Annotated in this window: 18 protein-coding genes and 1 other RNA gene; 12 read left to right on the plus strand and 7 right to left on the minus strand. The window is 64.8% G+C overall.

Features of this window, described 5'->3' with window-relative positions:
- Together L0D16_RS06890 and L0D16_RS06895 are read left to right on the plus strand one after the other, a co-directional pair.
- A complete protein-coding gene (locus L0D16_RS06890; RefSeq protein WP_423247863.1) occupies positions 1–1,257 on the plus strand; it encodes a DUF4127 family protein in 1,257 nt (418 codons plus the stop codon).
- Positions 1,258–1,265: 8 nt separating this feature from the next.
- The gene (locus L0D16_RS06895; RefSeq protein WP_243030807.1) at positions 1,266–2,873 is read left to right on the plus strand and encodes an HD domain-containing phosphohydrolase; all 1,608 of its coding nucleotides are present in this window, start codon (positions 1,266–1,268) and stop codon (positions 2,871–2,873) included.
- Positions 2,874–2,920: 47 nt separating this feature from the next.
- Here L0D16_RS06895 and glmS read toward each other — a convergent pair whose 3' ends face one another.
- Entirely contained in the window at positions 2,921–4,735 is a 1,815-nt protein-coding gene (glmS, locus tag L0D16_RS06900) for a glutamine--fructose-6-phosphate transaminase (isomerizing) (protein WP_243030808.1), read from the minus strand.
- A 465-nt stretch (positions 4,736–5,200) separates the two neighbouring features.
- On the opposite strand from glmS, the gene L0D16_RS06905 reads away from it, so the two are divergent.
- Positions 5,201–8,008, plus strand: a complete 2,808-nt coding sequence (locus L0D16_RS06905; protein ID WP_243030809.1) for an S-layer homology domain-containing protein — start codon at positions 5,201–5,203, stop codon at positions 8,006–8,008.
- A 58-nt stretch (positions 8,009–8,066) separates the two neighbouring features.
- Positions 8,067–10,061 (plus strand): excinuclease ABC subunit UvrB, encoded by a 1,995-nt coding sequence (gene uvrB / locus L0D16_RS06910; protein ID WP_243030810.1) that lies wholly within the window; start codon positions 8,067–8,069, stop codon positions 10,059–10,061.
- Here uvrB and L0D16_RS06915 read toward each other — a convergent pair.
- Positions 10,058–11,194 (minus strand): E3 binding domain-containing protein, encoded by a 1,137-nt coding sequence (locus L0D16_RS06915; RefSeq protein ID WP_243030811.1) that lies wholly within the window; start codon positions 11,192–11,194, stop codon positions 10,058–10,060. The two genes, uvrB and L0D16_RS06915, sit on opposite strands and share 4 nt — an antisense overlap.
- A gap of 20 nt (positions 11,195–11,214) precedes the next feature.
- On the opposite strand from L0D16_RS06915, the gene L0D16_RS06920 reads away from it, so the two are divergent.
- Positions 11,215–12,309 carry an aminopeptidase gene (locus tag L0D16_RS06920; RefSeq protein WP_243030812.1) on the plus strand — a complete coding sequence of 365 codons (1,095 nt, stop codon included), beginning with the start codon at positions 11,215–11,217 and terminating at the stop codon, positions 12,307–12,309.
- Here the strand turns inward: L0D16_RS06920 and L0D16_RS06925 are convergent.
- Positions 12,306–13,076, minus strand: a complete 771-nt coding sequence (locus L0D16_RS06925; RefSeq protein WP_243030813.1) for an ABC transporter permease — start codon at positions 13,074–13,076, stop codon at positions 12,306–12,308. The two genes, L0D16_RS06920 and L0D16_RS06925, sit on opposite strands and share 4 nt — an antisense overlap.
- On the minus strand, positions 13,069–13,947 hold the full coding sequence (locus L0D16_RS06930) for an ABC transporter ATP-binding protein (RefSeq protein WP_243030814.1): 879 nt from the start codon (positions 13,945–13,947) through the stop codon (positions 13,069–13,071). Before L0D16_RS06930 ends, L0D16_RS06925 begins: the two co-directional genes overlap by 8 nt.
- 19 nt (positions 13,948–13,966) lie before the next feature.
- Between L0D16_RS06930 and ffs the strand changes: the two genes are divergently transcribed.
- An RNA gene (gene ffs, locus L0D16_RS06935) (signal recognition particle sRNA small type) lies at positions 13,967–14,067 on the plus strand.
- A gap of 85 nt (positions 14,068–14,152) precedes the next feature.
- On the opposite strand, the gene L0D16_RS06940 is transcribed toward ffs, so the two are convergent.
- Positions 14,153–15,355, minus strand: a complete 1,203-nt coding sequence (locus L0D16_RS06940) for a CaiB/BaiF CoA transferase family protein (protein WP_243030815.1) — start codon at positions 15,353–15,355, stop codon at positions 14,153–14,155.
- Between the two features lie 31 nt (positions 15,356–15,386).
- On the opposite strand from L0D16_RS06940, the gene L0D16_RS06945 reads away from it, so the two are divergent.
- Both L0D16_RS06945 and L0D16_RS06950 read left to right on the plus strand, forming a co-directional pair.
- Positions 15,387–16,172 carry a carbohydrate ABC transporter permease gene (locus L0D16_RS06945; RefSeq protein ID WP_243030816.1) on the plus strand — a complete coding sequence of 262 codons (786 nt, stop codon included), beginning with the start codon at positions 15,387–15,389 and terminating at the stop codon, positions 16,170–16,172.
- A 33-nt stretch (positions 16,173–16,205) separates the two neighbouring features.
- The gene (locus L0D16_RS06950; protein WP_243030817.1) at positions 16,206–16,727 is read left to right on the plus strand and encodes a hypothetical protein; all 522 of its coding nucleotides are present in this window, start codon (positions 16,206–16,208) and stop codon (positions 16,725–16,727) included.
- 550 nt (positions 16,728–17,277) lie between these two features.
- Here the strand turns inward: L0D16_RS06950 and L0D16_RS06955 are convergent.
- Positions 17,278–18,525, minus strand: a complete 1,248-nt coding sequence (locus L0D16_RS06955; RefSeq protein WP_243030839.1) for a replication-associated recombination protein A — start codon at positions 18,523–18,525, stop codon at positions 17,278–17,280.
- Positions 18,526–18,568: 43 nt separating this feature from the next.
- Here L0D16_RS06955 and L0D16_RS06960 point away from each other — a divergent pair, with 43 nt between their 5' ends.
- Positions 18,569–19,270 (plus strand): hypothetical protein, encoded by a 702-nt coding sequence (locus L0D16_RS06960; protein ID WP_243030818.1) that lies wholly within the window; start codon positions 18,569–18,571, stop codon positions 19,268–19,270.
- Positions 19,271–19,499: 229 nt separating this feature from the next.
- Here the strand turns inward: L0D16_RS06960 and typA are convergent, their stop codons facing one another.
- The gene (typA, locus tag L0D16_RS06965; protein WP_243030819.1) at positions 19,500–21,263 is read right to left on the minus strand and encodes a translational GTPase TypA; all 1,764 of its coding nucleotides are present in this window, start codon (positions 21,261–21,263) and stop codon (positions 19,500–19,502) included.
- A 52-nt stretch (positions 21,264–21,315) separates the two neighbouring features.
- On the opposite strand from typA, the gene L0D16_RS06970 reads away from it, so the two are divergent.
- The 3 genes from L0D16_RS06970 to L0D16_RS06980 are packed head-to-tail and all read left to right on the plus strand — an operon-like array spanning position 21,316 to position 23,226.
- A complete protein-coding gene (locus L0D16_RS06970) occupies positions 21,316–22,182 on the plus strand; it encodes a DUF1028 domain-containing protein (protein WP_243030820.1) in 867 nt (288 codons plus the stop codon).
- Positions 22,173–22,553: an NUDIX hydrolase gene (locus tag L0D16_RS06975; protein ID WP_243030821.1), complete on the plus strand. Its 381-nt coding sequence runs from the start codon at positions 22,173–22,175 to the stop codon at positions 22,551–22,553. The genes L0D16_RS06970 and L0D16_RS06975 overlap by 10 nt, the downstream gene beginning before the upstream one ends.
- Entirely contained in the window at positions 22,534–23,226 is a 693-nt protein-coding gene (locus L0D16_RS06980; protein WP_243030822.1) for a gamma carbonic anhydrase family protein, read from the plus strand. Before L0D16_RS06975 ends, L0D16_RS06980 begins: the two co-directional genes overlap by 20 nt.
- Positions 23,227–23,260: the final 34 nt, after the last annotated feature.

Below are 23,260 nucleotides of genomic sequence, written 5' to 3' on the forward strand. Positions count from 1 at the left end.
GTGCGGGGCCTTGGCCTGGTGGGGCTTTTCCTTTGGGGCTTGGGCCTAGCCCAAGCCCTACCCGGGGGGTCCTTGGCCCAAGCCCCCACCTTGTATCTTCCCCTGGACGACCGTCCTCCCAACTGGGCTCCTTGCACTTGGGGCTTGGTGGTCTGTCCTCCCAAGGGGGCCTACCGGGGGTCCATGGGGGCCAACTTGGAAGCCCTGCGGGCTTGGCTTCTTGCCAACCCGGGGAGGAGGCTGGTGGCCAGCTTGGATGTCCTAGCCTATGGAGGCCTCCTGCAAAGCCGCCACCTGGCCTTGCGGGCCGAGGAGGCCCTAGTCCGGCTCGGCCCTTTGCTTTCCTGGAAGGTCCGGTATGGAGGGGAGCTTTTCCTCTTTGGGGTGGTGCCCCGGTGGGACGCTACCAGAAGGGAAAGGAACCTGGCTGTGTTGCAGGCCTTGAACCCTTGGGCGAGACTTCCTGGGGTCTACCTAGAGGCGGTTTGGGACGACGCCCTGAGGAACTCCCCGGCCCCCAAAGAGGCTAAGGCCCTTTCCTACCCCAGCCGTCCGGGGGCGGACGAGGCGGGGCAGGTCCTCCTCCTAAGGGCTTTGAGGCCGGGCCTTAAGGTGGCGGTGGTCTACGAGGAGGAGGCCCTGGAGGGGCGCACTACCCCCTATGAGGGCCTACCCTTGCGGGATACGGTGACCGGGGTGCTCCAGAGCGCCCTTGCCCAAAGGGTTTCCCTGGAAGAGGGGCCCGACCTGGTCCTTTACGTTTACGGGGGCCGGAATCCCCGCAGGGCTACCCAGGACCTCCTCCGCCTCATGCCCCGCTTTCCCCTGGCCCTAGCGGATCTTTCCCGGGTGAACCGGGGGGATCCGGGCCTCATGACCTACCTGGAGGGCTTGGGACTTTTGGCTCGCCTCGCCGCCTATGCCGCCTGGGGCACCCCGGCCAACAACCTGGGGAGCGCCCTGGCCCAAGGAGGGCTTTTCCTGGGGGACCAAGAAGGCCGGCTTAGGCGCTTGGCCGAGGCTTGGTTCGCCTACTGGTGGGGGGAGGTGGGCCGCCCCTGGGTGCGGGCCCGTTTCCCCGAGCCCTTGCCCCAGGAGGCCCAAGGGGTGGGGGCCCTTTGGGCTTATCCGGAGCTGGATGGGTATCGGGTGGAGCTACGGGGTTTGCGCTTTCCTTGGGCTAGGGCTTTTGAGGCGGAGGCCATCGTAGACCTCGTCCCCCCTTCGGCGTTTGGGTCCCGCCAGCTGGTAGAGTGAGGGGCGTTATGACCCCCGGTCAGCCGGAAGAGCCCCAGGGCGTGGGTCTTAAGGAGCGGGAGCTATGGCGCCTCCAGGCCTTAGCCGAGGCCTGGCGCCTCCTGGCCCCCTTGGAGCGGCCGGAGGAGGTGTACCGGGCCGTGGTGGAAACCGCCAAAAGGGCCACGCGGGCCGTCTCCGTTCTCCTCTTTCTCCACCGTCCCCAGGAGGATGTGCTGGAGCTGGTGGCGGCCGCGGGCCTCAGCCAGGACAAGGTGGGCATCAGGCTTCCCCGGGGGCAAGGGGTTTCCTGGGCGGTGCTGGAGAGGGGAGAACCCCTTTACTTGGCGGATGTGACCCGGGATGCGCGGGTGGTGTTCCTCTCGGGTAAGCCCCAACCAGGGGCCTACCTGGGCGTGCCCTTGCGGGATGCCCAGGGCCGGGTTTTTGGGGTGCTTTCCATGGATACCGCCGGCGGAGTAGGGGAGATTCTGCCCGAGGAGGAGGCCTGGGTCCAGGCTCTGGCGGAAGCGGCGGGGTTGGTCTTGGCCCGGATAGAGGCCCTGGAAAAGGCTAGGGTGGAGGCCGGGCGGGCCCAGGCTCTTCTGGAACTTTCCTTGGCCTTGGAGGCTACCCGGGACCCTTTGGCCATGGCCCAGGAGGCCCTGGAGACCCTCCTCCGCCTGACCCCTTACCATGCGGGGGCCCTTTACCTTTTTCAGGAGGGAAGGGTGCGACCTGCGGTGTTGGCGGGGCGCTACCCAGGGGACTTTCCCCGGCTTTACGAGGAGCATCCCATCCGCTTTGGGCAAGGGCTCCTGGGCCATCCCAGGCTTTGGGAAGGGCCGGTGTACGTGGAGGACTATACCCGTTTTCCCGGGGCCTTAAGGCCCTATGCGGAAAAGGGGCTTCGTTCTGCCCTTCTGGTGTCCCTTAAGCCTGAAGGTAGGCGGTACGGGGTACTGGCCCTGGGCTCGTTTTGGGAGGTGGTGCCCTACTCTTCTGAGGACGAAAAGGTCTTGCGCCTGGTGGCCCGTAGGCTCGAGGAGGCCTTGGAGCGCCTATCCCACATTAAGGCCTTAAGCCATACCCGGGAGGCGGCCCTTATGGCCTTGGCTCGGGTCCTGGAATACCGGGACCTGGAGACCAAGGGGCATACGGAGCGGGTGGTGGAGCTCTCCTTGCGCTTGGGTCGGTCGGTGGGGTTTCCCGACCTGGAGGGCCTCCGCCTGGGCGCCTACTTCCACGACCTGGGCAAGCTGGCCCTGCCCGACGAGGTTTTGCGCAAGCCCGCAGCCCTTTCCACCGGGGAGTGGCGGGTGGTCAAGACCCACCCTGAGGTGGGCCTAGAGATCCTCAGGAGCCTTCCCTTTTTGCCAAAGACCGCCTTGAACGTGGTCCTCTACCACCATGAACGGTGGGACGGTTCGGGGTACCCCAAAGGGCTTAGGGGGGAGGAAATCCCCTTAGAGGCCCGCATCTTTGCGGTGGCGGATGTCTACGATGCCCTCATTTCCGAAAGGCCCTATAAACGGGCCTGGGCGCCGGAGGAGGCTAGGGAGGAGCTTAGGAAACAAGCCGGCAGAACCTTGGACCCCAGGCTGGTGGCTGCTTTCCTCCAGCTTCTGGAAGACTAGCCCTTTACCCCTCGCGCGGGGGTAAGGGGCGGCCATCCGGGGTCCCGTTACTCCACCGTCACGCTTTTGGCCAGGTTCCGGGGCTGGTCCACGTCCCGCCCCAGGAGGACAGCGATCTCGTAGGCCAGAAGCTGCAGGGGCACCACGCTCACGATGGGAGCCAGAAGGGGATGAACCTCGGGCACGGGGATCACATCCTGGGCCAGTTTTGGGATCTCCCCGTCCCCTTCGGTGGCGATGGCGATTACCTTGCCACCCCGGGCCCGCACCTCCTGGATGTTGGATAGCGTCTTCTCGTAGAGGGGGCCCCGGGTGGCCAGGACCACCACGGGCAGGTGCTCGTCTATGAGGGCGATGGGCCCGTGCTTCATCTCCCCGGCGGGGTAGGCCTCCGCGTGGATGTAGCTGATCTCCTTGAGCTTTAAGGCCCCCTCGTAGGCGGTGGGAGCCTGCACGTGCCGGCCTAGGAAGAGGAAGTCCTGGGCCTGGTGGTACTTTTCGGCGATGTGGGCCACCAGGGGCCGCTTTTCCAGCACCTCCTCCACCAGCCTAGGGAGCTTGCGCATCTCCCGGAGGAGCTCCCGGGCCCCTTCCTGGGAAAGGGTGCCCCGGCCTCGGCCCAGGTGGACGGCCAGCATGGCCATGGCGGCCAGCATGGCGATGTAGGCCTTGGTGGAGGCCACCCCGATCTCAGGCCCCGCATGGATGTAGAGCACATCCTCCACCTCCCGGGTGAGGCTGGAGCCCTTGGCGTTGATCACCCCTAGGGTCCTCGCCCCCTTGGCCTTGGCCTCCCGGAGGCCTTCCAGGGTGTCAATGGTCTCCCCCGACTGGCTGATGGCGATGGCCAGGGTCCTCTCGTCCACCACGGGGTCCCGGTAGCGGTACTCGCTGGCCACGTCCCACTCCGTGGGGATGCGGGCTAAGGCCTCGAGGAGGTACTTGCCGTACCAGCCGGCGTAGGCGGCGGTGCCGCAGGCGATCACGTGGATGCGCTCTAGGGCCTTGGAGTCCAGGCCAAGGCCCAGCTCCACATCCCCTTCCTCCTCCCGAAGCCGCCCCCCCAGGGTGTTTTCCAAGACCCAGGGTTGCTCGTAGATCTCCTTCAGCATGTAGTGGGGGAAGCCTCCTTTTTCGGCAGCCTCGAGGGTCCAGTCAATCTCCACCACCTCCCGGGCCAGGGGATTCCCCTCTAGATCCCGGATCTCCACCCCTTCCCGGGTGATGCGGGCCAGGTCCCCGTCGTGGAGGAAGATCACCCGGCGGGTGTAGGGAAGGAGGGCGGGCACGTCCGAGGCCAAAAAGTTCTCCCCCTCCCCCAGGCCGATCACCAGGGGGCTCACGGTGCGGGCGGCCACCAGCTCCTCATGGTCTTGGTGGACCGCCACCACCGCATAGGCCCCCCGCACCTCCATTAGGGCTTCCCGCAGAGCTTGGAAGAGGTCCCCTTGGTACTTTTCCTCTATCAGATGGGCCAGGACCTCGCTGTCGGTCTCCGAACGGAAGCGGTGCCCCCGGGCCCTGAGGGCTTCCTTCAGCTCCAGGTAGTTCTCAATGATGCCGTTATGGATCACGGCGATCCGGCCGTCCTCCGTGGTGTGGGGGTGGGCGTTGGGGTCGGTGGGGGCCCCGTGGGTGGCCCAGCGGGTGTGGCCGATGCCCCAAGGTCCCTCTAGGCGTTCTTCTTTAAGGGCTTCGGCCAAAACGGAAAGCTTCCCTGAGCGCTTCACCACCCTCAGCCCTTCCGGGGTCCTTACCGCCACCCCGGCCGAGTCGTACCCCCGGTACTCCAACCTCCTAAGGCCGTCTATGAGCACATCCGTGGCGTTGCGAAAACCGATATACCCTACAATGCCGCACATAAAGCTCCCCTTCGGGTGGCGCAAGGCCTACCCGCTGACTTCTCTTTTGCGCCCTGCCCCTCGGTTGTCCCCAGTGGGGCTTTCCCTTAGGGCTCTTCCCAGGCGGGCGGGGCGGGCACACCCCGGGCGGCATCCGCGGATTCCTCGACCTTTCCCGGTTTCCCGGTTATCCCCTTTAGGGGTCCGCCACCTCGTCAGGCCTCTTCGGCCCCCTGCGCTTCCCGCCTTCCTACCATCTGGCTAGGATTTTTCCTGCCTTCCCACCTCCCCTCCGGGGGAGTATAGCAAACCTTAAGGCCGGGGTGCTTGACAAGATCCGGGTGAGGCTTTTATGATAGCACCGGACGCAAGGCAGAAAAAGTTTCGCCGTTGGTCTTGCGTCCCGGAAGGCGCCCTTTGGGGAGGAAACGCGGAAACTCGCCCAAAATGGCGCTTCCCGAAACCCTAAAGGGGGTGTAAGGAAGTATGAAGAAAAGGCTAGTCACGCTACTGGCAGGGCTTTTGACCGTGCTCTCCATGGGCTTCGGTCTGGCCCAGTTCTCCGACGTGCCCGCCGGCCACTGGGCCAAGGAGGCGGTGGAGGCCCTGGCGGCCAAGGGGATCATCGTGGGCTTCCCCGATGGCACCTACCGGGGCAACGAGACCCTCACCCGCTACCAGGCGGCCCTCATCATCTACCGCCTCCTGCAGCAGATTGAGGAGGAGCTGAAGGCCAAGGGCGAGTCCCCTACCATGGAGGCCATGGCCCCTGAGGACCTCGAGGCCCTGAAGAACGCCGTGCAGGAGCTGGCCGCGGAGCTGGCCGCCCTAGGGGTGCGGGTCTCGGCCTTGGAGGATAGCGCCGCCACCAAGGAGGACATCGCCCGCCTGGAGGCCATGATCCAGGAGCTCAAGGCCATGCCCATGCCTGAGGTGGAGCCCGGCATGGACGCCGCCGCCCTCCAAGACCTGGCCGACCGGGTGGAGGCCGCCTCCATCGCCGCCGACACCGCCTTGGCCCAGGCCCAGCAGCTGGCCGAGCAGCTGGAGGCCCTGGCCCAGGATGTGGAGGGGGTGAAGGGCGACCTAGCCGCCTTGGGCACCCAGGTGGAGGCCAACGCCCAGGCCATCCAGGCCCTGAATGAGCTAGCGGTCCTCCTCAACCAGGATGTTCTGGCCCTCCAGGACCGGGTGACCGCCCTGGAGAAGCTGGTGGGTGGCGGTGCTGAGCTTCCCGACCTGGAGCAGTTCGCCACCAAGGAGGACGTGGCCGCGGTGCAGGAGTTCGCCGCCGCCCTCCGTTCCGACCTGGTGGGCCTCTCCGAGAAGGTGTCCAAGCTGGAGGGCCAGGTGGCGGAGCTCTCCCGGGTGCAGTACTCCATCAAGGGTTCCCTATCGGCTACTTACGGCACGGTGGTGACCAATACCGCGAACAACTTTGACATTGACCGTCTCTTCCCTAACACCTTCTCCACCGGCGTATTCGGCAGTGCCACCTCCAATGTGCAGAGGGGAGACAGCAACCAAGGCAACATCTCCTATGGTGGGGCGAGCCTCTCCTTTGGCCTTAAGAACACGGCTCCCAGCGCCCAGGGCCTGGCGGTCTCCGAGGCCAGCGCCAGCTTCGGGATTGACGCCTTTACCGGTACTTTCTCGGGAACTCCGACCATCTACTTCAACGAGGCCAAGGTGAAGGGCAGCGTGGATGGGCAGCCCTTCAGCGTGGCCTATAGCCGAGAGAACAGCGCCTTCAAGTTCAACGATTACCTCTTTGCCAACGACCGGGATACCGAGGCGGCCAACCCCCGCCAGGGTATGGTGGCCACTTTCAGCGCCACCAAGTTCCCCCTAGCCCCGGAGGTCACCTTGGTGACGGGTGTTGCCGGTACGACGGCAAAGGACGGTTCCCCGGCCCTAGCTGCGGGCAACTACTTTGGGGTGCGCACCGCTGTGAAGCCTTTCTCTGGGCTTAACTTGGCCCTCAACTACGCCACCAACCTGGGCAACAAGTCTGCTATCGGTGTGGATGGGGGTCTGGAGGTGGGCCCTGTTAGCTTGACGGGTCTTTGGGTGTCCTCCCAGGCGCCCGGTGCTCCGGTGGCCAATTTCTTTGACAACACCCTTTCCAACTGGGCGTACTACGTGCAAGGCGAGGCTAAGCTGGGGCCCGTTAGCCTCTCTGCCAATTACCATGCGGTGGACCCTCTTTATGCGGACGGCCAGGCCGGGATGTCGGAGAATGAGGACACCACCTACTATGGTGGGGTAAAGGCCGGCGCGCCTTACGGGGACGATACCCGGGGCTTTGGCGTCCAGCTTTCCGGTGGCGTGGGTCCGGTTGGCATCAAGGGCTATGTGGAATCGGAAGGAGATTACTCCTTGAGCCCAGGGAGTGTAAAGGATGCCTTGGGCGTCGCGGCCACCTTGGGGAGCTTCCGCGGCTTTAGCCTGACCGGGTTCTACAACGCAGCCTTTACCGGGGGTACGGGTTACCTTAGCCTTACCACACCAAGCGATGCCATTAACCCCGGTACCACGTACTACTACACCATCGAGAACCAAAAGTACTCCTCCAGCTGGGGTGTGCGGGTGGCCCACGACGGCAAGGCCCAGGATGCCTTGGTGCCCTCCCTTAACCTCACCCTGCAATACGCTAACTTCTACGTTTCCGGCTACAACGACATCCAAGCCTACTTCAACTTGGCTAACCCCTTGAAGCTGGCCTTCCTGAACTTGAGCCCGGGCTTCCGGTACCATAGCTTTACCCAGGCCACTCCGGCCACCGCTCCCACCGGGGATTACACCACCCTTAAGGCCGGAGCCCAGGTGAGCACCGACCCCATCCTCTTTGGCCTGGCCTTGGACGGGGCGGTATCCTACCGCAAGACCGATTACGCCGGCAACGGAAGCGTGGTAGCTAATCCCACCACTACCTACGAGCTGTACTGGCGCGCCGGCGTCAAGATCAACGATTTCCTGGCGCCCAAGCTCAACTTCAGCGTGGCCTACGCCCACTACGAGGGGGACAGGCTGGCAGGTGTGGGCCTTCCCGTGGTGGGTAGCGGGAACCAGGCCTTCAACTTTGCCCGCGACCGGGTGTACCGGAGCCCTGACCCCATTGCCGCTCCCTGGTTGGCTACCCCGGGCACCCAGGCGGGCCAGCTGGAGGGCTTCTACCTGGAGGCCAAGTACTATAACCTGACCGTGGCCTACGGGGAGTTCGCCCTCGGGCCCCTGGGTTCCTTCACCGATTACGGCCGGGGCTTCAAGATCTCCTACAACGTGGACTTCTAACCGGGCTGGCCCCTAGGCCCCCCGCCCCCTGGGCGGGGGGCTTTGCTATGGTGGAGGTATGCCCTTCCGCTACCATGGCCCAAGCCCCAAGGGGGACCAGCCCAAGGCCATCCGGGAGCTTGTGCAAGCCCTGGGGGACGGGGAGCGCTTCGTTACCCTCCTGGGGGCCACGGGGACGGGGAAGACGGTGACCATGGCCAAGGTGATCGAGGCCCTGGGGAGGCCGGCCCTGGTCCTGGCCCCCAACAAGATCCTGGCGGCCCAGCTGGCGGCGGAGTTTAGGGAGCTTTTCCCGGAAAACGCCGTGGAGTACTTCATCAGCTACTACGACTACTACCAGCCCGAAGCCTACGTGCCGGGGAAGGACCTCTACATTGAGAAGGACGCCAGCATCAACCCTGAGATTGAGCGCCTCCGCCACTCCACCACCCGTAGCCTCCTCACCCGTAGGGACGTGGTGGTGGTGGCCTCGGTGTCGGCCATCTACGGCCTGGGGGACCCCCGGGAGTACCGGCAAAGGAACCTGGTGGTGGAACGGGGGGCCCTCTACCCCCGGGAGGCCCTTTTGGAAAGGCTTCTGGAGCTGGGGTATACCCGGAACGATATCGACCTGGCCCCGGGCCGCTTCCGGGCCAGGGGGGAGGTTTTGGAGATCTTCCCCGCCTACGAGACGGAGCCCCTCCGGGTGGAGCTCTTTGGGGATGAGGTGGAGCGCATCCTCCAGGTGCATCCCATCACGGGGGAGAGGCTGAGGGAGCTTCCCGGCTTCGTGCTCTTTCCCGCCACCCACTACCTTTCCCCGGAGGGGCTGGAGGGGATCCTTAAGGAGATTGAGAAGGAGCTATGGGAAAGGGTCCGCCACTTTGAGGAAAGGGGGGAGGTCCTCTACGCCCAGCGCCTCAAGGAGCGCACCCTTTACGACCTGGAGATGCTAAGGGTCATGGGCACCTGCCCGGGGGTGGAGAACTACGCCCGCTACTTCACGGGCAAGGCCCCCGGGGAGCCCCCCTACACCCTTTTGGATTACTTCCCCGAGGATTTCCTGGTCTTCCTGGACGAGTCCCACGTGACCGTGCCCCAGCTTCAGGGCATGTACCGGGGGGACTATGTGCGCAAGAAGACCCTGGTGGACTACGGCTTCCGCCTGCCCAGCGCCCTGGACAACCGGCCCCTGCGCTTTGAGGAGTTCCTGGAGAGGGTGCCCCAGGTGGTCTTCGTCTCCGCCACCCCGGGGCCCTTTGAGCTTGCGCACTCGGGCCGGATGGTGGAGCAGATCATCCGCCCCACGGGGCTTCTGGACCCCCTGGTGGTGGTGAAGCCCACGGCGAACCAGATCCTGGACCTCATGGAGGGGATCCGGGAACGGGCGGCAAGGGGGGAGAGGACCCTGGTCACCGTCCTCACGGTGCGCATGGCCGAGGAGCTCACCGCCTTTTTGCAGGAGCATGGCGTAAGGGCCCGGTACCTGCACCACGAGCTGGACGCCTTTGAGCGCCAGGCCCTGGTCCGGGACCTTAGGCTTGGGCATTTTGACGCCCTGGTGGGGATCAACCTCCTAAGGGAGGGTCTGGACATCCCCGAGGTCTCCCTGGTGGCCATCCTGGACGCCGACAAGACGGGGTTCTTGCGGAGCGAACGGAGCCTCATCCAGACCATCGGCCGGGCGGCCAGGAACGCCAAGGGGGAGGTCTGGCTCTATGCGGACACGGTCTCCGAGGCCATGGAGAGGGCCATCCGGGAGACCAACCGGAGAAGGGCCTTGCAGGAGGCCTACAACCGGGAGCACGGCATCGTCCCGGAGACGGTGCGCAAGGAGGTCAGGGCCATCATCCGCCCGGAGGGGTACGAGGAGGCTGCCCTGGAGGCCTTGGAGGGGGAGGACCTGAAGGAGCAGATTGCCCAGCTGGAGCTGGCCATGTGGCAGGCGGCGGAGGCCTTGGACTTTGAGCGGGCGGCGAGGCTTAGGGACGAGCTGCGGGCCCTCGAGGCCCGCCTACAGGGCCTCAAGGGCCCGGAGCCGGTGCCGGGAAGGAGGAAGCGGAGGCGCCGCTAGGCCAAGAGGAGGACGGGGTTTTCCAGGTAGAGGGCCACCCGTTCCAGAAGCCTCTGGGCCAGGGGCGCCTCGAGGCCCGAGGCCGCCAGGAGGCCCCCTTCGTCCAGGAAAAGGCTGGGCTGGCCGGTGTGCACCTCTTCCCCAGTGGCGAAGCACAAAAGCCCTTCTCCCTCCTCCCCGCCCTCCTGGTGGAAGAGGGCCAGGAAGCTCCCCACTGGCCTTAGGCCCAAGACCCTTTCCCCCTCCACCTTGCCCAGGAGGGGCCTAAGGGGAAGCTCCAGCTCGGATAGGGCCCGTTCCGCCGCCTTGAGGAGGAAGGGCAGGGGGTTTTCGGGAACCCCATGGACCCTACGGAAGGCCTGAAGGGCATTCCTAAGCCCATCGGGATTAAAGCGCAGGCGGTACACCTTTAAAAGGGAAGGTGTGGAGGGGGTGGGGAGGCCTGGAGCTGGGATAGGTGGGGGGATGGCCGCGGCCAAGGTGGGTTCTGGGGGCTTGGCCTCCTTCCCTGGGGCCGGGGAAGGCTCGTGGGGAAGAAGGTCCTCCTCTGGGGCCTGGGCGAGGGTGGGCTCCTCGGAGAGCGCTTCCTCCAGCTCTTCCAGGGGCTCTAGGGGAGGGGCTTCCTCCTTGCCGCCGAGAAGCAGGTCTTCCAGCTCCTCTTCCGCCTCCTCGGGGAGCTCCAGGAGGGCTTCCTCCCCTTGGTCTTCGGGGAGGAAAAGGGCCTCCTCCTCCACGGGGGGAGGGTTGGATTCCTCGGCCAGGAGGAGATCCTCTTCCAGGTCCAGCTCCAGGTCCTCCAGAAGGGCGGGCTCGAGGTCCAGCTCCTCCTCGGCCACCTCCTCCACCGCCAGGGTGGGGGCCTTGGGTGGGGTGGGGAGGACGTCCTCCAGGTCCACCCCTTCCCGGTCCAGGACTTCCTGGACCCGCTTCAGCTCCTCTTCCGGGGGGAGGGGCGGGGCCTCTTCCGGCATGGGGGGCAGCTCCACCTCCCCGGCCATCACCTTGGCCAGGAAGGCCAGGATGTCCCGCTCCACAATGGTGCCATCGGGCCCGGTGCCCTGGAGCCTGCGCCAGTCTATGCCGTTTTCCTCGGCCAGACGCCGGGCCAGGGGCGTGATCTTGGGTTCGGCCATCTTGGCCCTATGATAACAGGGTGGAAGCCAGGTTCGCGGAACTCTTGGCGGCGTACTGCCTCGAGGCCCAGGAAGGAGAGGCCATTTTGGTGGAGGCGGAACTTCCAGCCTTGCCCCTCCTGCCCCACTTGAAAAGGGCCTTCCTAGGGCGGGGGGCCTACCCTCTTTTCCGCATCGGCTACCCGGGGGAAGGGCGGGATTTCCTCCTCCACGGGGGGGCTTGGCTGGAGAGGATACCGGAGGTGGAGCGCGCTCTTTATGAAAAGGCGGACAAGTTCCTGCGCATCCTTTCCGCGGAAAACCCCCTGGAGGTAGCCTCCCTGGACCCCGGGCTTTCCCTCAGGCACCAGCGGGCCTGGCAGCCGCTTGCCGAGCTCCGCTTAAAAAAGCCCTGGGCCCTCACCCTCTACCCCACGGTGGGCTACGCGGTGGGGGCGGGGATGGGCACGGAGGAGTTCCGGGAGTACTTGCAAAGGGCCTTGTTCCTGGACCGGGAAGACCCCGTGGCCGCTTGGAAAGCCCTTTCCCGCTTCCAAGAGGCCTTAATCCAGAGGCTGGCCCAAGGAGAGGAGCTTCGCCTCCTGGCACCGGGCACGGACCTAAGGCTTTCCGTGGCGGGCAGGCGGTGGATCAACTCCGATGGCCGGCGCAACATGCCCTCGGGAGAGGTGTTTACCGGCCCCCTGGAGGACTCCGCCGAGGGCGAGGTGCGCTTCAACCTGCCCGCCTTCGTGGGGGGAAGGCGGGTGGAAGGGGTCTACCTGCGCTTCCAGAGGGGCGAAGTGGTGGAGGCCCGGGCGGAGGTGGGGGAAGAGTACCTGCGGGCGGCCCTGGCCACGGATGAGGGGGCCAGGCGGCTTGGCGAGGTGGGCATTGGCACCAACTTCGGCCTCACCCGCCCCACGGGCCTCATCCTCCTGGACGAGAAGATGGGGGGTACCGTGCACCTGGCCCTGGGACGGAGCTATCCGGAAACGGGCGGGAAGAACCAAAGTGTCCTCCACTGGGACCTGGTGCTTTCCTTGCGGGAAGGAAGCCTTCTTTTGGACGGAAAACCCGTGGTGGAAAAGGGACGCTTCGTGGGGGTTCCTGAACCCCATCCCCTGGCCCCCTAGAGGTCCTTGCGTTCGAAGACCAAAGCGGCCAGAAAGGCAAAGCCCAGGGTGTAGATAAAGAGGAGGGGAAGCCCAAGCCCGGCGGCCTGGGGCCTCAGGTGCAGGTCCAGGTAGGTGGTGAGGAGAAAGGGGGTAAGGGCGGGGAAGGCCACCAGAAGCCGCATGAGAAGAAGCGTGGCCACCGCCGCCAAGGCGCTGGCCGTGGTGGAGAGGAAAATGGTGGCGTAAAGGAGGGCCAAGGCAGCGAGGGGCAATAGGACCACCCCCGCCAAAAGATGGGCGTGGAGGAGCTCGCCTAGGGCCTGCTGGGCGCTCAGGAAGCCCGCGCCGGCAAACCCCCCTTGTCCGAGCCCCGTGCCCCCATAGAAACCACCTAGCCCATGGGGTAGGCCCGCCAGGAGGCTTCCCAGGAAGCTTGCGCCGAGGAGGGCAAAGGGGTAGAGGAGTACCGCCAGGAGCTTGGCCAGGAGCAGGGCGGTCCGGGGAAGGGGCCTTAGGAGAAGGCTTTTTAGGGTACCCTGGCTTATCTCGCTACCCAAGGATTCGCTGGCGGCCATGACCACCAAGAAGGGAAAGAGGAACTCCATCCCCGCCAGGAGGCTTAGGGAGACCACCTGCCAGCCCGAGGCCAGGACCAGGCCGTAGACCTCCTTAAGCCCTGGGGCCAAGGCCCAGAGAAAGGGGAGAAGGAAAGCGGCCAAAAGGCCAAGCCCTACAGAGCGCAGACGGAAGAGCTTAAAGAGTTCAAATATCACAAGCCTAAACATGCTTCACCCTCTCTTGGTAGTAGGCCATCAGGTCAAACCCTTGAGGGTGCAAGGCCTTGACCCGGTAGCCTTCCCGGAGGAGGACCCTAAGGGCTTCCTCCGGGTTCCCCTCAAAGAGAATGACCTTTCCTTGCAGGTGGGGATGGGTAATCCCAGGCAGGGTTCTGAGGAGGGCCAGGGCACCCTCCAAGGGCTCGGCCTCCAGGCGAAAGATCTCGCGCCCCTCGAGGCGCACCTCGTCCAAGAGCCTGCCCCCGCCCAGGATGCCCACCTTGTGGGCGTAGCGGCTTACCTCCTGCAGGTGGTGGGTGGAGAGAAGGACCGCCACTCCTTCCTGGGCTAGCTCCTCGAGGAGGCCATGGACCAGCTCCACCCCTTCGGGGTCCAGGCCGCTGGTGGGTTCATCCAGGACCAGTACCTTGGGGTGGTGCAGGATGGCCGCCGCCAGGCCCAAGCGCTGCCTTTGGCCTAGGGAGTAGCTACCCACCTTCTGGTCGGCCACGGCAAGCAGCCTAAGCCGGGCCAGCACCTCGCTGATGCGGCCTTCGTCCTTAATCCCTGCCAAGTACGCCTGCATCCTCAGGTTCTCCCGGCCCGTGAGGTAGGGGTAGAAGGCGGCGGGGGCCTCCACCACCGCCCCTAGGTGGCGCCGGGCTTGGGGATTCTGGTGCACATCCTCCCCCAAAAGGAGGGCCCGGCCTGCCGTGGGAAAGGCCAGGCCTGTGACCAGGCGGATCAAGGTGGTCTTTCCCGAGCCGTTGGGCCCGGCTAGGGCATAGACCTCCCCGGGGCGCACGGCTAGACTTACGTTTTCCAGAATGGGCTTCCTCCCGTAGCGTTTGCCCAAGCCCTCTAGCCTTAGGGCATCCATGGGTGCTATACTACCCAAGCCCCCGGTCCAGCGCGACGGTCCGGGCGTGAACCGGGTCAGGTCCGGAAGGAAGCAGCCCTAAGCGCCACGGGTCGGGTGCCGCTGGGTAGCCGGGGGCAGTTATCCACAGGGTTATCCACAAGGTCTCGGAGTTGCTGGGCGCCGGGTTTAAACGCGTCAAGCCCCTTGGGAACGGGTGTTTTACTCACCCTTTTCTTTGAGGCGCCGTACGGACCACCCCCTTTTCCACAAGCCGGGCCACTTCTTCGGGGGCGTACCCGGCTTTCCTTAACACCTCTTCCGTGTGCTCTCCCAAAAGGGGCGGGGGTAGGGAGGGTTTTGCGGGGGTGCGGGAGAGAAAGCGCAAGGGGTTGGCCAGGGTGGGCAAAAGGCCCAAAAGGGGGTGGGAAAGGGTCCAGATGGCCCCCCGGGCCTGGGCCTGGGGATCTTGGAAGGCCTCGGCCAAGTCGTTGACGGGAGCGGCGGGGATGCCTGCCTCCTTGCACCTTTGGAGCCAGTAGGCCCGGGGCTGGGTCCGGAGAACGGCAAACAGGGCTTCCACTACTTCCTCCCGGGCCTCCACCCTTTGGGGGTTGGTGGGGAACCGCTTTAAGAGGTCGGGTAAGTCCAGAACCTGGCAAAGCCGGGCAAACTGCTCGTCGTTCCCCACCGCTAAAACCAGCCAGCCGTCTGCGGCGGGAAAGGCCCCATAGGGCACGATCTGGGCGTGGGCGTTGCCCAGGCGCTTAGGGGGCTTTCCCGTGAGGAGGTAGCTTTCCCCCAGGTTGGCCAGGGCGAAGAGGCCCACGTCAAAAAGAGAAAGGTCTATGTGCTGGCCGAGGCCGCTTCTTTCCCGCTCCAAAAGGGCGGCAAGCACGGCCACCGCTCCCATCATGCCCGTCATCACGTCAATCCAGGCCACCCCCACCTTCATGGGGGGGCCCGCTGGCTCCCCGGTGACGGACATGATGCCGGTATAGCCCTGCAAGGCGGCGTCGTACCCGGGTTCCTGGGCCCTGGGTCCCGTGTGGCCGAAACCGGTGATGGAAAGGTAGACCAGGCGGGGGTTTAGCTCTTTAAGGCTTTCGTAATCCAGACGGTAGCGCTTCAGGTCCCCGGTTTTGAAGTTCTCCACCAAGACATCGGCGCCTTGGGCTAGCCTCCGCACCACCTCCTGGCCCTCTGGGGTTTTCAAGTCCAAGGCCAAACTCCGCTTTCCTCGGTTCACGGAGAGGAAGTAGGCACTTTCCCCCTGGACAAAAGGAGGTCCCCACCCCCGGGTTTCGTCCCCCCAGGGGGGTTCCACCTTGATGACCTCGGCCCCTAGGTCGGCCAGGATCATGGTGCAAAGGGGGCCTGCCAGCACCCGGGAAAGGTCCAGCACCTTGATGCCGGAAAGGGGTCGCATGGGAGCATCATAAACAAGCTATATTGGTGGCGTGGGCCGGGCTTTAGGGCATCTTTTGGTCTTTTTGGTTCTCCTTTTCGTCCTCCTTCCCTTCCTCTGGATGGCCTACGCTGCTTTCATGCCCAAGGAAGCCGTGTACTCGGGGGAACTGTTCTCAAAGGTGGGTTTTAGCCTGGAGAACGTGCGGGGCTTGGCGAAAGAAGGGTTTTGGAGCCGGCTTTTCTTTTCCATGATGCTTTCTGGAGGGGTGGTCCTCCTTCAGCTCCTCACGGCCCTTTTGGCGGCTTACGCTTTGAGGGCTGGGCTTGGGCTTTTGCCCTTTTACCTGGTGCTTATGGCCGTACCCGCCGAGCTCCTTTTGGTACCCCTCTATGGCATTCTCAGAGGGCTTTCCCTTTTGGATACCGCCCTTGCCCTGGCCCTACCCTTTGCCGCTAGCCCCTTCGTCATCTACCTGGTCTACCAGGCCATGCGGGCGGTACCCGAGGAACTTTTGGAGGCAGCCCGGCTGGATGGGGCGGGGCACCGGGTGCTTCTTTTCCAGATCCTTTTCCCCTTGGTGCGGCCCACCTTGGTGGCGGCTGGGGTCTTGGCCTTCGCTGCCCATTGGAACCTGGTCCTCTACCCCCGGGTGATGGTTTCTGATCCAAGGTTTTGGACCCTTCAGACCTGGCTTACGGACCTGCAGCGCAAATACCCCACGGACTGGGGCCTTCTTTCTGCCGCTGCCCTCTTCTCGGTGCTTCCCATCGCCCTTCTCTATTTGCTCTTTGAGAGGCGGGTGGTCGCCACCTTTGAGGAGGGGCTTAAGGGCTAACGTGCTATCCTGAGGGCTAAGGGGGTGCAAGCCATGCGGGTCCTGTTGGTGGTCTTGGCCCTGGCGTTGGCCGGCTGTCTGCCGGTTGCGGTTTTGCGCACTCCGGAGCCGGTTTCCGGAAGGAGTCTAGCCTTGGGCTTGAGTGCAGTGGGGCTGGAAGGGGGTGTGGCCCTTCTTCCCTATGCTGCCTACGCCGAGGGCAACGGCCAGACCGAGTATAGCTTTTCCGTTCAGATGGGCTTCAGGGCGGGGATCAAACAGGCCTTGGCCCCTGGGCTTTCCTTAGATATGGGCCTGACCTTGCCTCCCGTGCTGGGGGGGGATGCGGTGCCCCTGGCCCTGGATGCTGGGCTTTTGCTAGGGCTAGGGGGTGTCTACCTTTCTCCTAGGGTGCACTGGATTGGATTCCAGTCCCAGAATACGAGGGTGTCGGGCCTTCTCTACCAGGCTACCTTAGGCTATGCCGAGGAGGGGTTCTTAGGAGAGGGGAGCGTGCTCTTCCATGCCCAAGGGGGGGCAGTGCTTTTCGTGGTTTCCGCGGCCGTGCGTCTTTAGGGGGCAGGTATGCGGGTCTTGGTGGCTTTGATCCTGTGTGTGGCAGGGTGTGCCCCTATAGCTGTGCTTCGCCCGCCGGATCCGGTGCGGGGGCAGGTTTTCACGGTGGGAGGCAGTGTTTTCCCAAATCCCTACGGCCACGGCCAGTATCCGGTCTGGGCCGTACCCTACCTGGGATACGCCGGAGGGGATGGAACGTGGGAGTTTAACTTCTCCATCCAGTGGAGCATTAGGGTGGGGGGAAAGCTCAAACTGGCCCCAGGGTTGAGCTTGGATGGCGGCGTCAGCTTTCTCCCAGAATCGGACGCTTGGTTTGGGGACGTAGATCTAGGTCTGATCTTGGGTATGGATGGCTTCTACCTCTCTCCTCGCCTACACGCGTTGGGCAATAGGGATCAATACCGTTCCCGTACCGACCTTGCCTTCCAGGTGAGCCTGGGCTACTGGGGGGAGGGCTGGGCCGTGGAGGTGGGTTACGGCCCCTGTGGCTATTGCCAGATGGGTTGGGATTATAGCCGCTTGCACCAGGGGCCTTACGTGGCCTTGGGCCTCACCTTCGGAATCTCTCCCTAAGGGCCTTAAGCCTCTCCCGCACCCGTTCCTCCCAGCCCTCCCCTGTGGCCTCAAAGAGAAGGAGGCCTTCCAGGCCCTCAGGCAGGTAGGCTTGGGCAAAGCTTCCCTCCTTATCCTCGTGGTAATAGGCATAGCCTTTGCCGTGGCCAAGGGCCTTCTGCAAACCGGTGGGAGCGTTCCTCAGATGGAGGGGCACGGGAGCGTGAGGATGGCTCTGGGCTACCTCCTCCGCTTTCCTCCAGGCGGTGTAAAGGCTATTGGACTTGGGGGCCAGGGCCAGGTAAACGGTGGCCTCCACCAGGGCTAGCTCCCCTTCCGGGCTTCCCAGGGCCTCGTAGGCCTCCTTGGCCGCTACCGCCAGGCGCAGGGCCAAGGGGTCTGCCAGGCCCACATCCTCCACCGCCACCCGGATAAGACGGCGTGCCAGGTAGAGGGGGTCGGCCCCAGCCTTAAGAAGCCGGGCCAGATAGTAAAGGGAAGCGTCCACATGGCTTCCCCTCAGGCTTTTGTGGAGGGCGGAGACCAGGTCGTAAAACCTGTCCCCGCCCTTGTCCATGGCGAAGCGCTCGGCGCCCAGGGCTTCCCGTACGGTCCTTACGCTTACCTCTCCCAAGGAGGCGGCCAGCTCCAGGGTGTGGAGGGCGAAGCGGGCGTCGCCTGCGGCCGCCTGGGCCAGGAGGTGGAGGGCTCCCTCCTCAAAGGGGGTCCCTGGCAATCCCCTGGGGTCCGTGAGGGCCCTTTTGAGGAGGGAGAGGAGGTCCTCCTCGGAAAGGGGCCTTAAGGGGAAGAAGCGCAGGCGGGAGCGGAGGGCGGGGGTGAGCTCAAAGGCGGGGTTTTCTGCGGTGGCCCCCACCAGGGTGAGGAGGCCCGACTCCAGATGGGGCAGGAGGGCGTCCTGCTGGGCCCGGTTGAAGCGGTGCACCTCGTCCAGGAAAAGGACTAGGCTTCCTTCCCTCCGGGCCCTTTCCACCACCGCCCTTATCTCCCTAAGCCCAGCCTCCACCGCGGAAAGCCTAAGGAAGGGCTTGCCTACCCCCTGGGCCAGGATCTGGGCCAGGGTGGTCTTGCCCGTGCCCGGGGGGCCGAAGAGGACCATGGAGGAAAGCCTTTTCCCCTCCAGCATCCGCCTCAAAAGCCCCCGGGGCCCGGTGAGGTGGGGCTGGCCCAGGACCTCGTCCAAGGAGCGGGGCCGTAACCGTTCCGCCAGGGGCTCCATCCTCTTGATGTTAAGGCTGGGGTAAGGGGGGCATGGTAAGCTCGGAGGGAGCATGCGCTGGCTTTTCCTGTTGCCCTGGGTCCTTTTTCTCCTTGGGCTTACCCCTTTAGCCTTGGCGGAACCCTTGGGTCAGGTGGGAAGAGGGTTTGGGCTTATCCTTTCCGCCCTCCTTTTGGCGGCTTCTGCAAGCCTCTTTTCCCGTTTCCCCGTGGCTTTTCGGGTGCAGTTTTTCTTGGTCTTGGGTATTGGGCTTTTGGCTTTCCAGTTAGCTTTGGAAGGGGCTTTGGCCCTTACCGGTTGGGGTTGGGTACAGTATGGGGAGGCTCGGGAATACACCGCCTTAGGAGGGGTCCTGGGGGCCCTGGCCTTGGGGGTAGCCTTCTTCTTGGGTACGGGACAGGAGGCGCCCCTTTTGCCGGCCTTAGGGGGCGTGGGTACCCCAGAGGACCTTCGCCGATTGGCGGGGGCTTTAGAGGGCCTGGCCTTACGGCGTCCTTTGGTGTTGGTGTACCTTTCCACCTCGGCGCCTCCTGAGCGCCTTCAGAAGGAGCTTCGGCGGGGGGATTTGGCTTTCCAGCTTTCAGGGGGATACCTTCTGGTCCTTCAGGGAAGCCGGCCCGAGGATGCTGCCGGGCTTCTTAGGCGACTGAAGGAGGGCTTTCCCCTTTCGGCCTACGCCGTGGAGCGTTGGCAGGGGGGAAGCCTGGAAAGGGTGCTGGCCCGCCTCGAGGCGGAAACCCTTCTCCAAACCTGACTTCGGTGTAGGGAGCGCGGGCTACACCGCCTATGAGGTGTACCGGTTTCCCCTTTACCTTGGGCCGTTTGGGCCTCCGGTTCCCTACCCTTAGGCTCAGGGAGGTCAAGATGGAACAGGCCAAGGAGATCAGCCAGGCGTGGCAGGAAGCCCTGGAAACCTACGGGGAGCGGGAAGAGGAGTAAGGCCAATGGGGATAGGGGGCCGGGGTCCTAGACCCGGCCCCCTCTTATTTCCCCACCAGGCGTTTGCGTTGCGAAGGGTCCAGCACCTTCTTGCGCAGGCGTAGGCTCTTGGGGGTGACCTCCAAAAGCTCGTCCTCGGCTAGGAACTCCAGGGCTTCCTCCAGGGAAAGCCGCCTTGGGGGCACCAGGCGGATGTTCTCGTCCGAGCCTGCGGCCCGGATGTTGGTGAGCTTTTTGGCGGTGGTGACGTTCACCTCCAGGTCCTTTTCCCGCACGTGCTCCCCCACGATCATGCCGACGTAGACCTCGGTGCCTGGCTCAATGAAGAACTGCACCCGCTCCTGCAGGCGGTTGAGGCTATAGGCGGTGGCCACCCCCGCTTCCATGGCCACAGCGCTTCCCGTGGTGCGGGTAGGGATGGGACCCGCCTCGGGGCCGAAGCCGTGGAAGGTGTGGCTCAAAAGCCCCTCCCCTCCGGTGAGGGAAAGGAAAAGGCTGCGGAAGCCAAAAAGCGCCCGGGCCGGTACCACGAACTCCGCCCTTACCCGCTCGCCCACCTCCATGTGAAGCATTTCTGCCCGGCGGACCCCCAGGGCCTCCATGACGCTGCCGAAGCGGTCCTGAGGCACCTCTATCACCAGAAGCTCGTAGGGCTCGAGGCCCTCCCTGGTGAGCACCCGGGGCTGGCCCACGCTGAACTCGTATCCCTCCCGGCGCATGCTTTCCAGGAGGATGGCCAGGTGGAGCTCTCCCCGGCCCCGAAGCTCAAAGACCTCGGGGGCGACTTCCTCCACCTGGAGGGCCACGTTGGTGCGGAGCTCATTAAGGAGGCGCTCCTTTAGCTTCTGGCCGGTCACGTGCACCCCTTCCCGTCCGGCAAAAGGGGAGGTGTTGGCGGTGAGGGTGAGGGCCACGGTGGGCTCGTCCACCTTCAGGCGGGGAAGGGCCTCCCGGGTCTGGGGGTCGGACAGGGTATCCCCGATCTCCACCCCTTCCACCCCCGCCAGGGCCACGATGTCCCCAGGCAGGCTCTCCGCCACCTCCACCCGCTCCAGGCCCTGGTGGGTGTAGACCGCCACCACCTTGGCGGAGAGGGTTTCGCCCTCTTTCAAGATGGCTATGTTTTCCCCCTTGCGCACCCGGCCCCGGGCCACCTTACCGATGGCGATGCGCCCCAGGTAGGGGGAGTGGTCCAGGTTGGCCACCAGAAGCTGGAACGGCCCCTCCTCCCACCGGGGCGAGGGGATGTGCTCGAGGATGGTTTGGAAAAGCTCGGAGAGATCCTCTTTGGGTTCCTCCCGCCAGGCCCGGCCATCCCGGCCGATGGCGTAGAGGTAGGGAAAGTCCAACTGCTCCTCCGTGGCCCCCAGCTCCACCATCAGGTCAAAGGTGAGGTTTAAGACCTCATCGGGGCGGGCTTCCTTCTTGTCCACCTTGTTGAGGACCACGAGGGGCTTGAGCCCAGCCTCTAGGGCCTTCCTTAGGACGAAGCGGGTCTGGGGCATGGGGCCTTCGGCGGCATCCACCAAAAGGAGCACCCCGTCCACCAGGGAAAGGGCCCGCTCCACCTCCCCGCCAAAGTCCGCATGGCCGGGGGTGTCCACGATGTTGATCTTCACCCCATCCCAGACCACGGCCGTATTCTTGGCCAGGATGGTGATGCCCCGCTCCTTCTCCAGGTCGCCCGAGTCCAGGATCCGCTCCCCCTCATCCTTGGCCAAGGCCTTGGCCTGGCGAAGCATGGTGTCCACCAAGGTGGTTTTCCCGTGGTCCACGTGGGCAATGATGGCAATATTTCTAATCTCCATGGGCGCACCCAATCCCCCCACTCTACCATGCGGGGGCGCGTAGGATAGGGGCATGGTGGTGGCCACTTTTTCCCTGGTAGCCCAGGACCCGGAAACCGGGGACCTGGGCGTGGCCGTGGCCAGCAAGTTTTTGGCGGTGGGCTCAGTGGTTCCCTTCGCCCGGGCAGGGGTGGGGGCTATCGCCACCCAGTCCTACGCCAACCCCCGCTTTGGGCCCCAGGGCCTTACCCTTTTGCAACAGGGGGCGAGCCCGGAAGGGGTCTTGGAGGCTTTCCGCCGCACCGATCCCGGTCTGGAAAAGCGCCAGTTTGGCCTGGTGAGCGTCAGGGGTGAGGCCCTCAGCTTTACGGGGGCGGAGTGTCATCCTTGGGCTGGGGGAAGGGCAGGGAAGGGCTTTGCCGCCCAGGGCAACCTTCTGGCCGGCCCTCAGGTGGTGGAGGCCATGGTGGAAACCTTCCTGCGGGAGGAAAGGACCCCTTTTCCTGAAAGGCTTCTTTTGGCCTTGAAGGCTGGTGAGGAAGCAGGAGGGGATAAAAGGGGCAAACAATCCGCCGCCCTTTTGGTGGTGGGGGAGGGTAAAGGGTACGGAGGGTTTTGGGACCGGTACATCGACCTTCGGGCCGACGATCATTCAGAGCCGGTGGGGGAGCTTTTCCGCCTGCTTTCCCTGCACCGCCTTCTCTTTGAAAGGCCCAAGGAGCGCCGCCCCTTGACCCCGGAAGAGGTGCGGTGGTTGCAGGGGGTGCTCCGGAGCCTGGGGCTTTATGCGGGAGAGGTGCACGGGGAGTTCGACCAGACCACGGAGCAAGCTTTCCTTGCCCTGATCGGCATGGAGAACCTTGAGGAGCGCTACCAGGGAGGTCCGGAGGTGGACGAGGGCACCTTGAGCCACCTCAAGAGGAGGTACCCGTGGAGCTAGGAGCGGGGGGTGTGGTCTTCAACGAGAAGGGAGAGGTGCTTCTCCTGCGGGACCGCATGGGCTTCTGGGTCTTCCCCAAAGGGCATTTGGAGCCGGGGGAGTCCTTGGAGGAGGCGGCGGTGCGGGAGGTCCTGGAGGAAACCGGGATCAGGGCCGAGGTCCTCGCTCCCCTTTTCCCCACCCGGTACGTGAACCCCAAGGGGGTGGAGCGGGAAATACACTGGTTTCTCATGCGGGGGGAGGGGGAGCCCCGCCTGGAAAAGGGCATGAGCGGGCTGGGATGGTTTAGCCCCGAAGAAGCCAGGTCCCTCCTCTCTTTCCCCGAGGACCTGCGCCTTTTGGAGGTGGCCCTTGAGCGTTTACCGCTTTGAGGACAAGCTTCCCAAGGTGCACCCCACCGCCTTCATCGCTCCCGGGGCCTATGTGGTGGGGGAGGTGGAGGTGGGGGAGGGGGCTTCCATCTGGTTCGCCGCCGTGGTCCGAGGGGACTTGGAGCGGGTGGTGGTGGGCCCGGGGAGCAACGTCCAGGATGGGGCGGTTCTCCATGCCGATCCGGGTTTCCCCTGCCTTTTGGGCCCGGAGGTGACCGTGGGCCACCGGGCGGTGGTCCATGGGGCGGTGGTGGAGGAAGGAGCCCTGATCGGTATGGGGGCGGTGGTGTTGAACGGGGCCAGGGTGGGGAAGAATGCCGTGGTGGGGGCAGGGGCGGTGGTCCCTCCCGGAATGGAGGTTCCCGAAGGGAAGCTGGCCGTGGGGGTCCCGGCCCGCATTAAAGGGGCGGCGGAGCCTCCGGGGAATGCCCCCCGGTATCGGGCGCTGGCCGAGCGCTACCGCCAGGGGCTTTCCCCCGTGGACCTTCCGAGGCGCTACCGCCTCACCCTGCGGGGCCAGGATGCCCTGAACCCCTTTAGCGAACTGCACCTTCGCCTGAAGCGCAGCCGAAAGGAGGTCCTCGAGGTCCTGAGGCGGGCCTCCCAAGGTTTTCCCCTGGGCCCGGAGGAGGCCCTCCCCTTGGTGGAGGAGGGTTTTCTCTCCCCCGAGTGAGCCCGGGGCTACATAGGCTAGGGAGTCAGGGTGA

Source organism: Thermus altitudinis (genome assembly GCF_022760835.1).
GTDB classification, from domain to species: Bacteria; Deinococcota; Deinococci; order Deinococcales; family Thermaceae; genus Thermus; species Thermus altitudinis.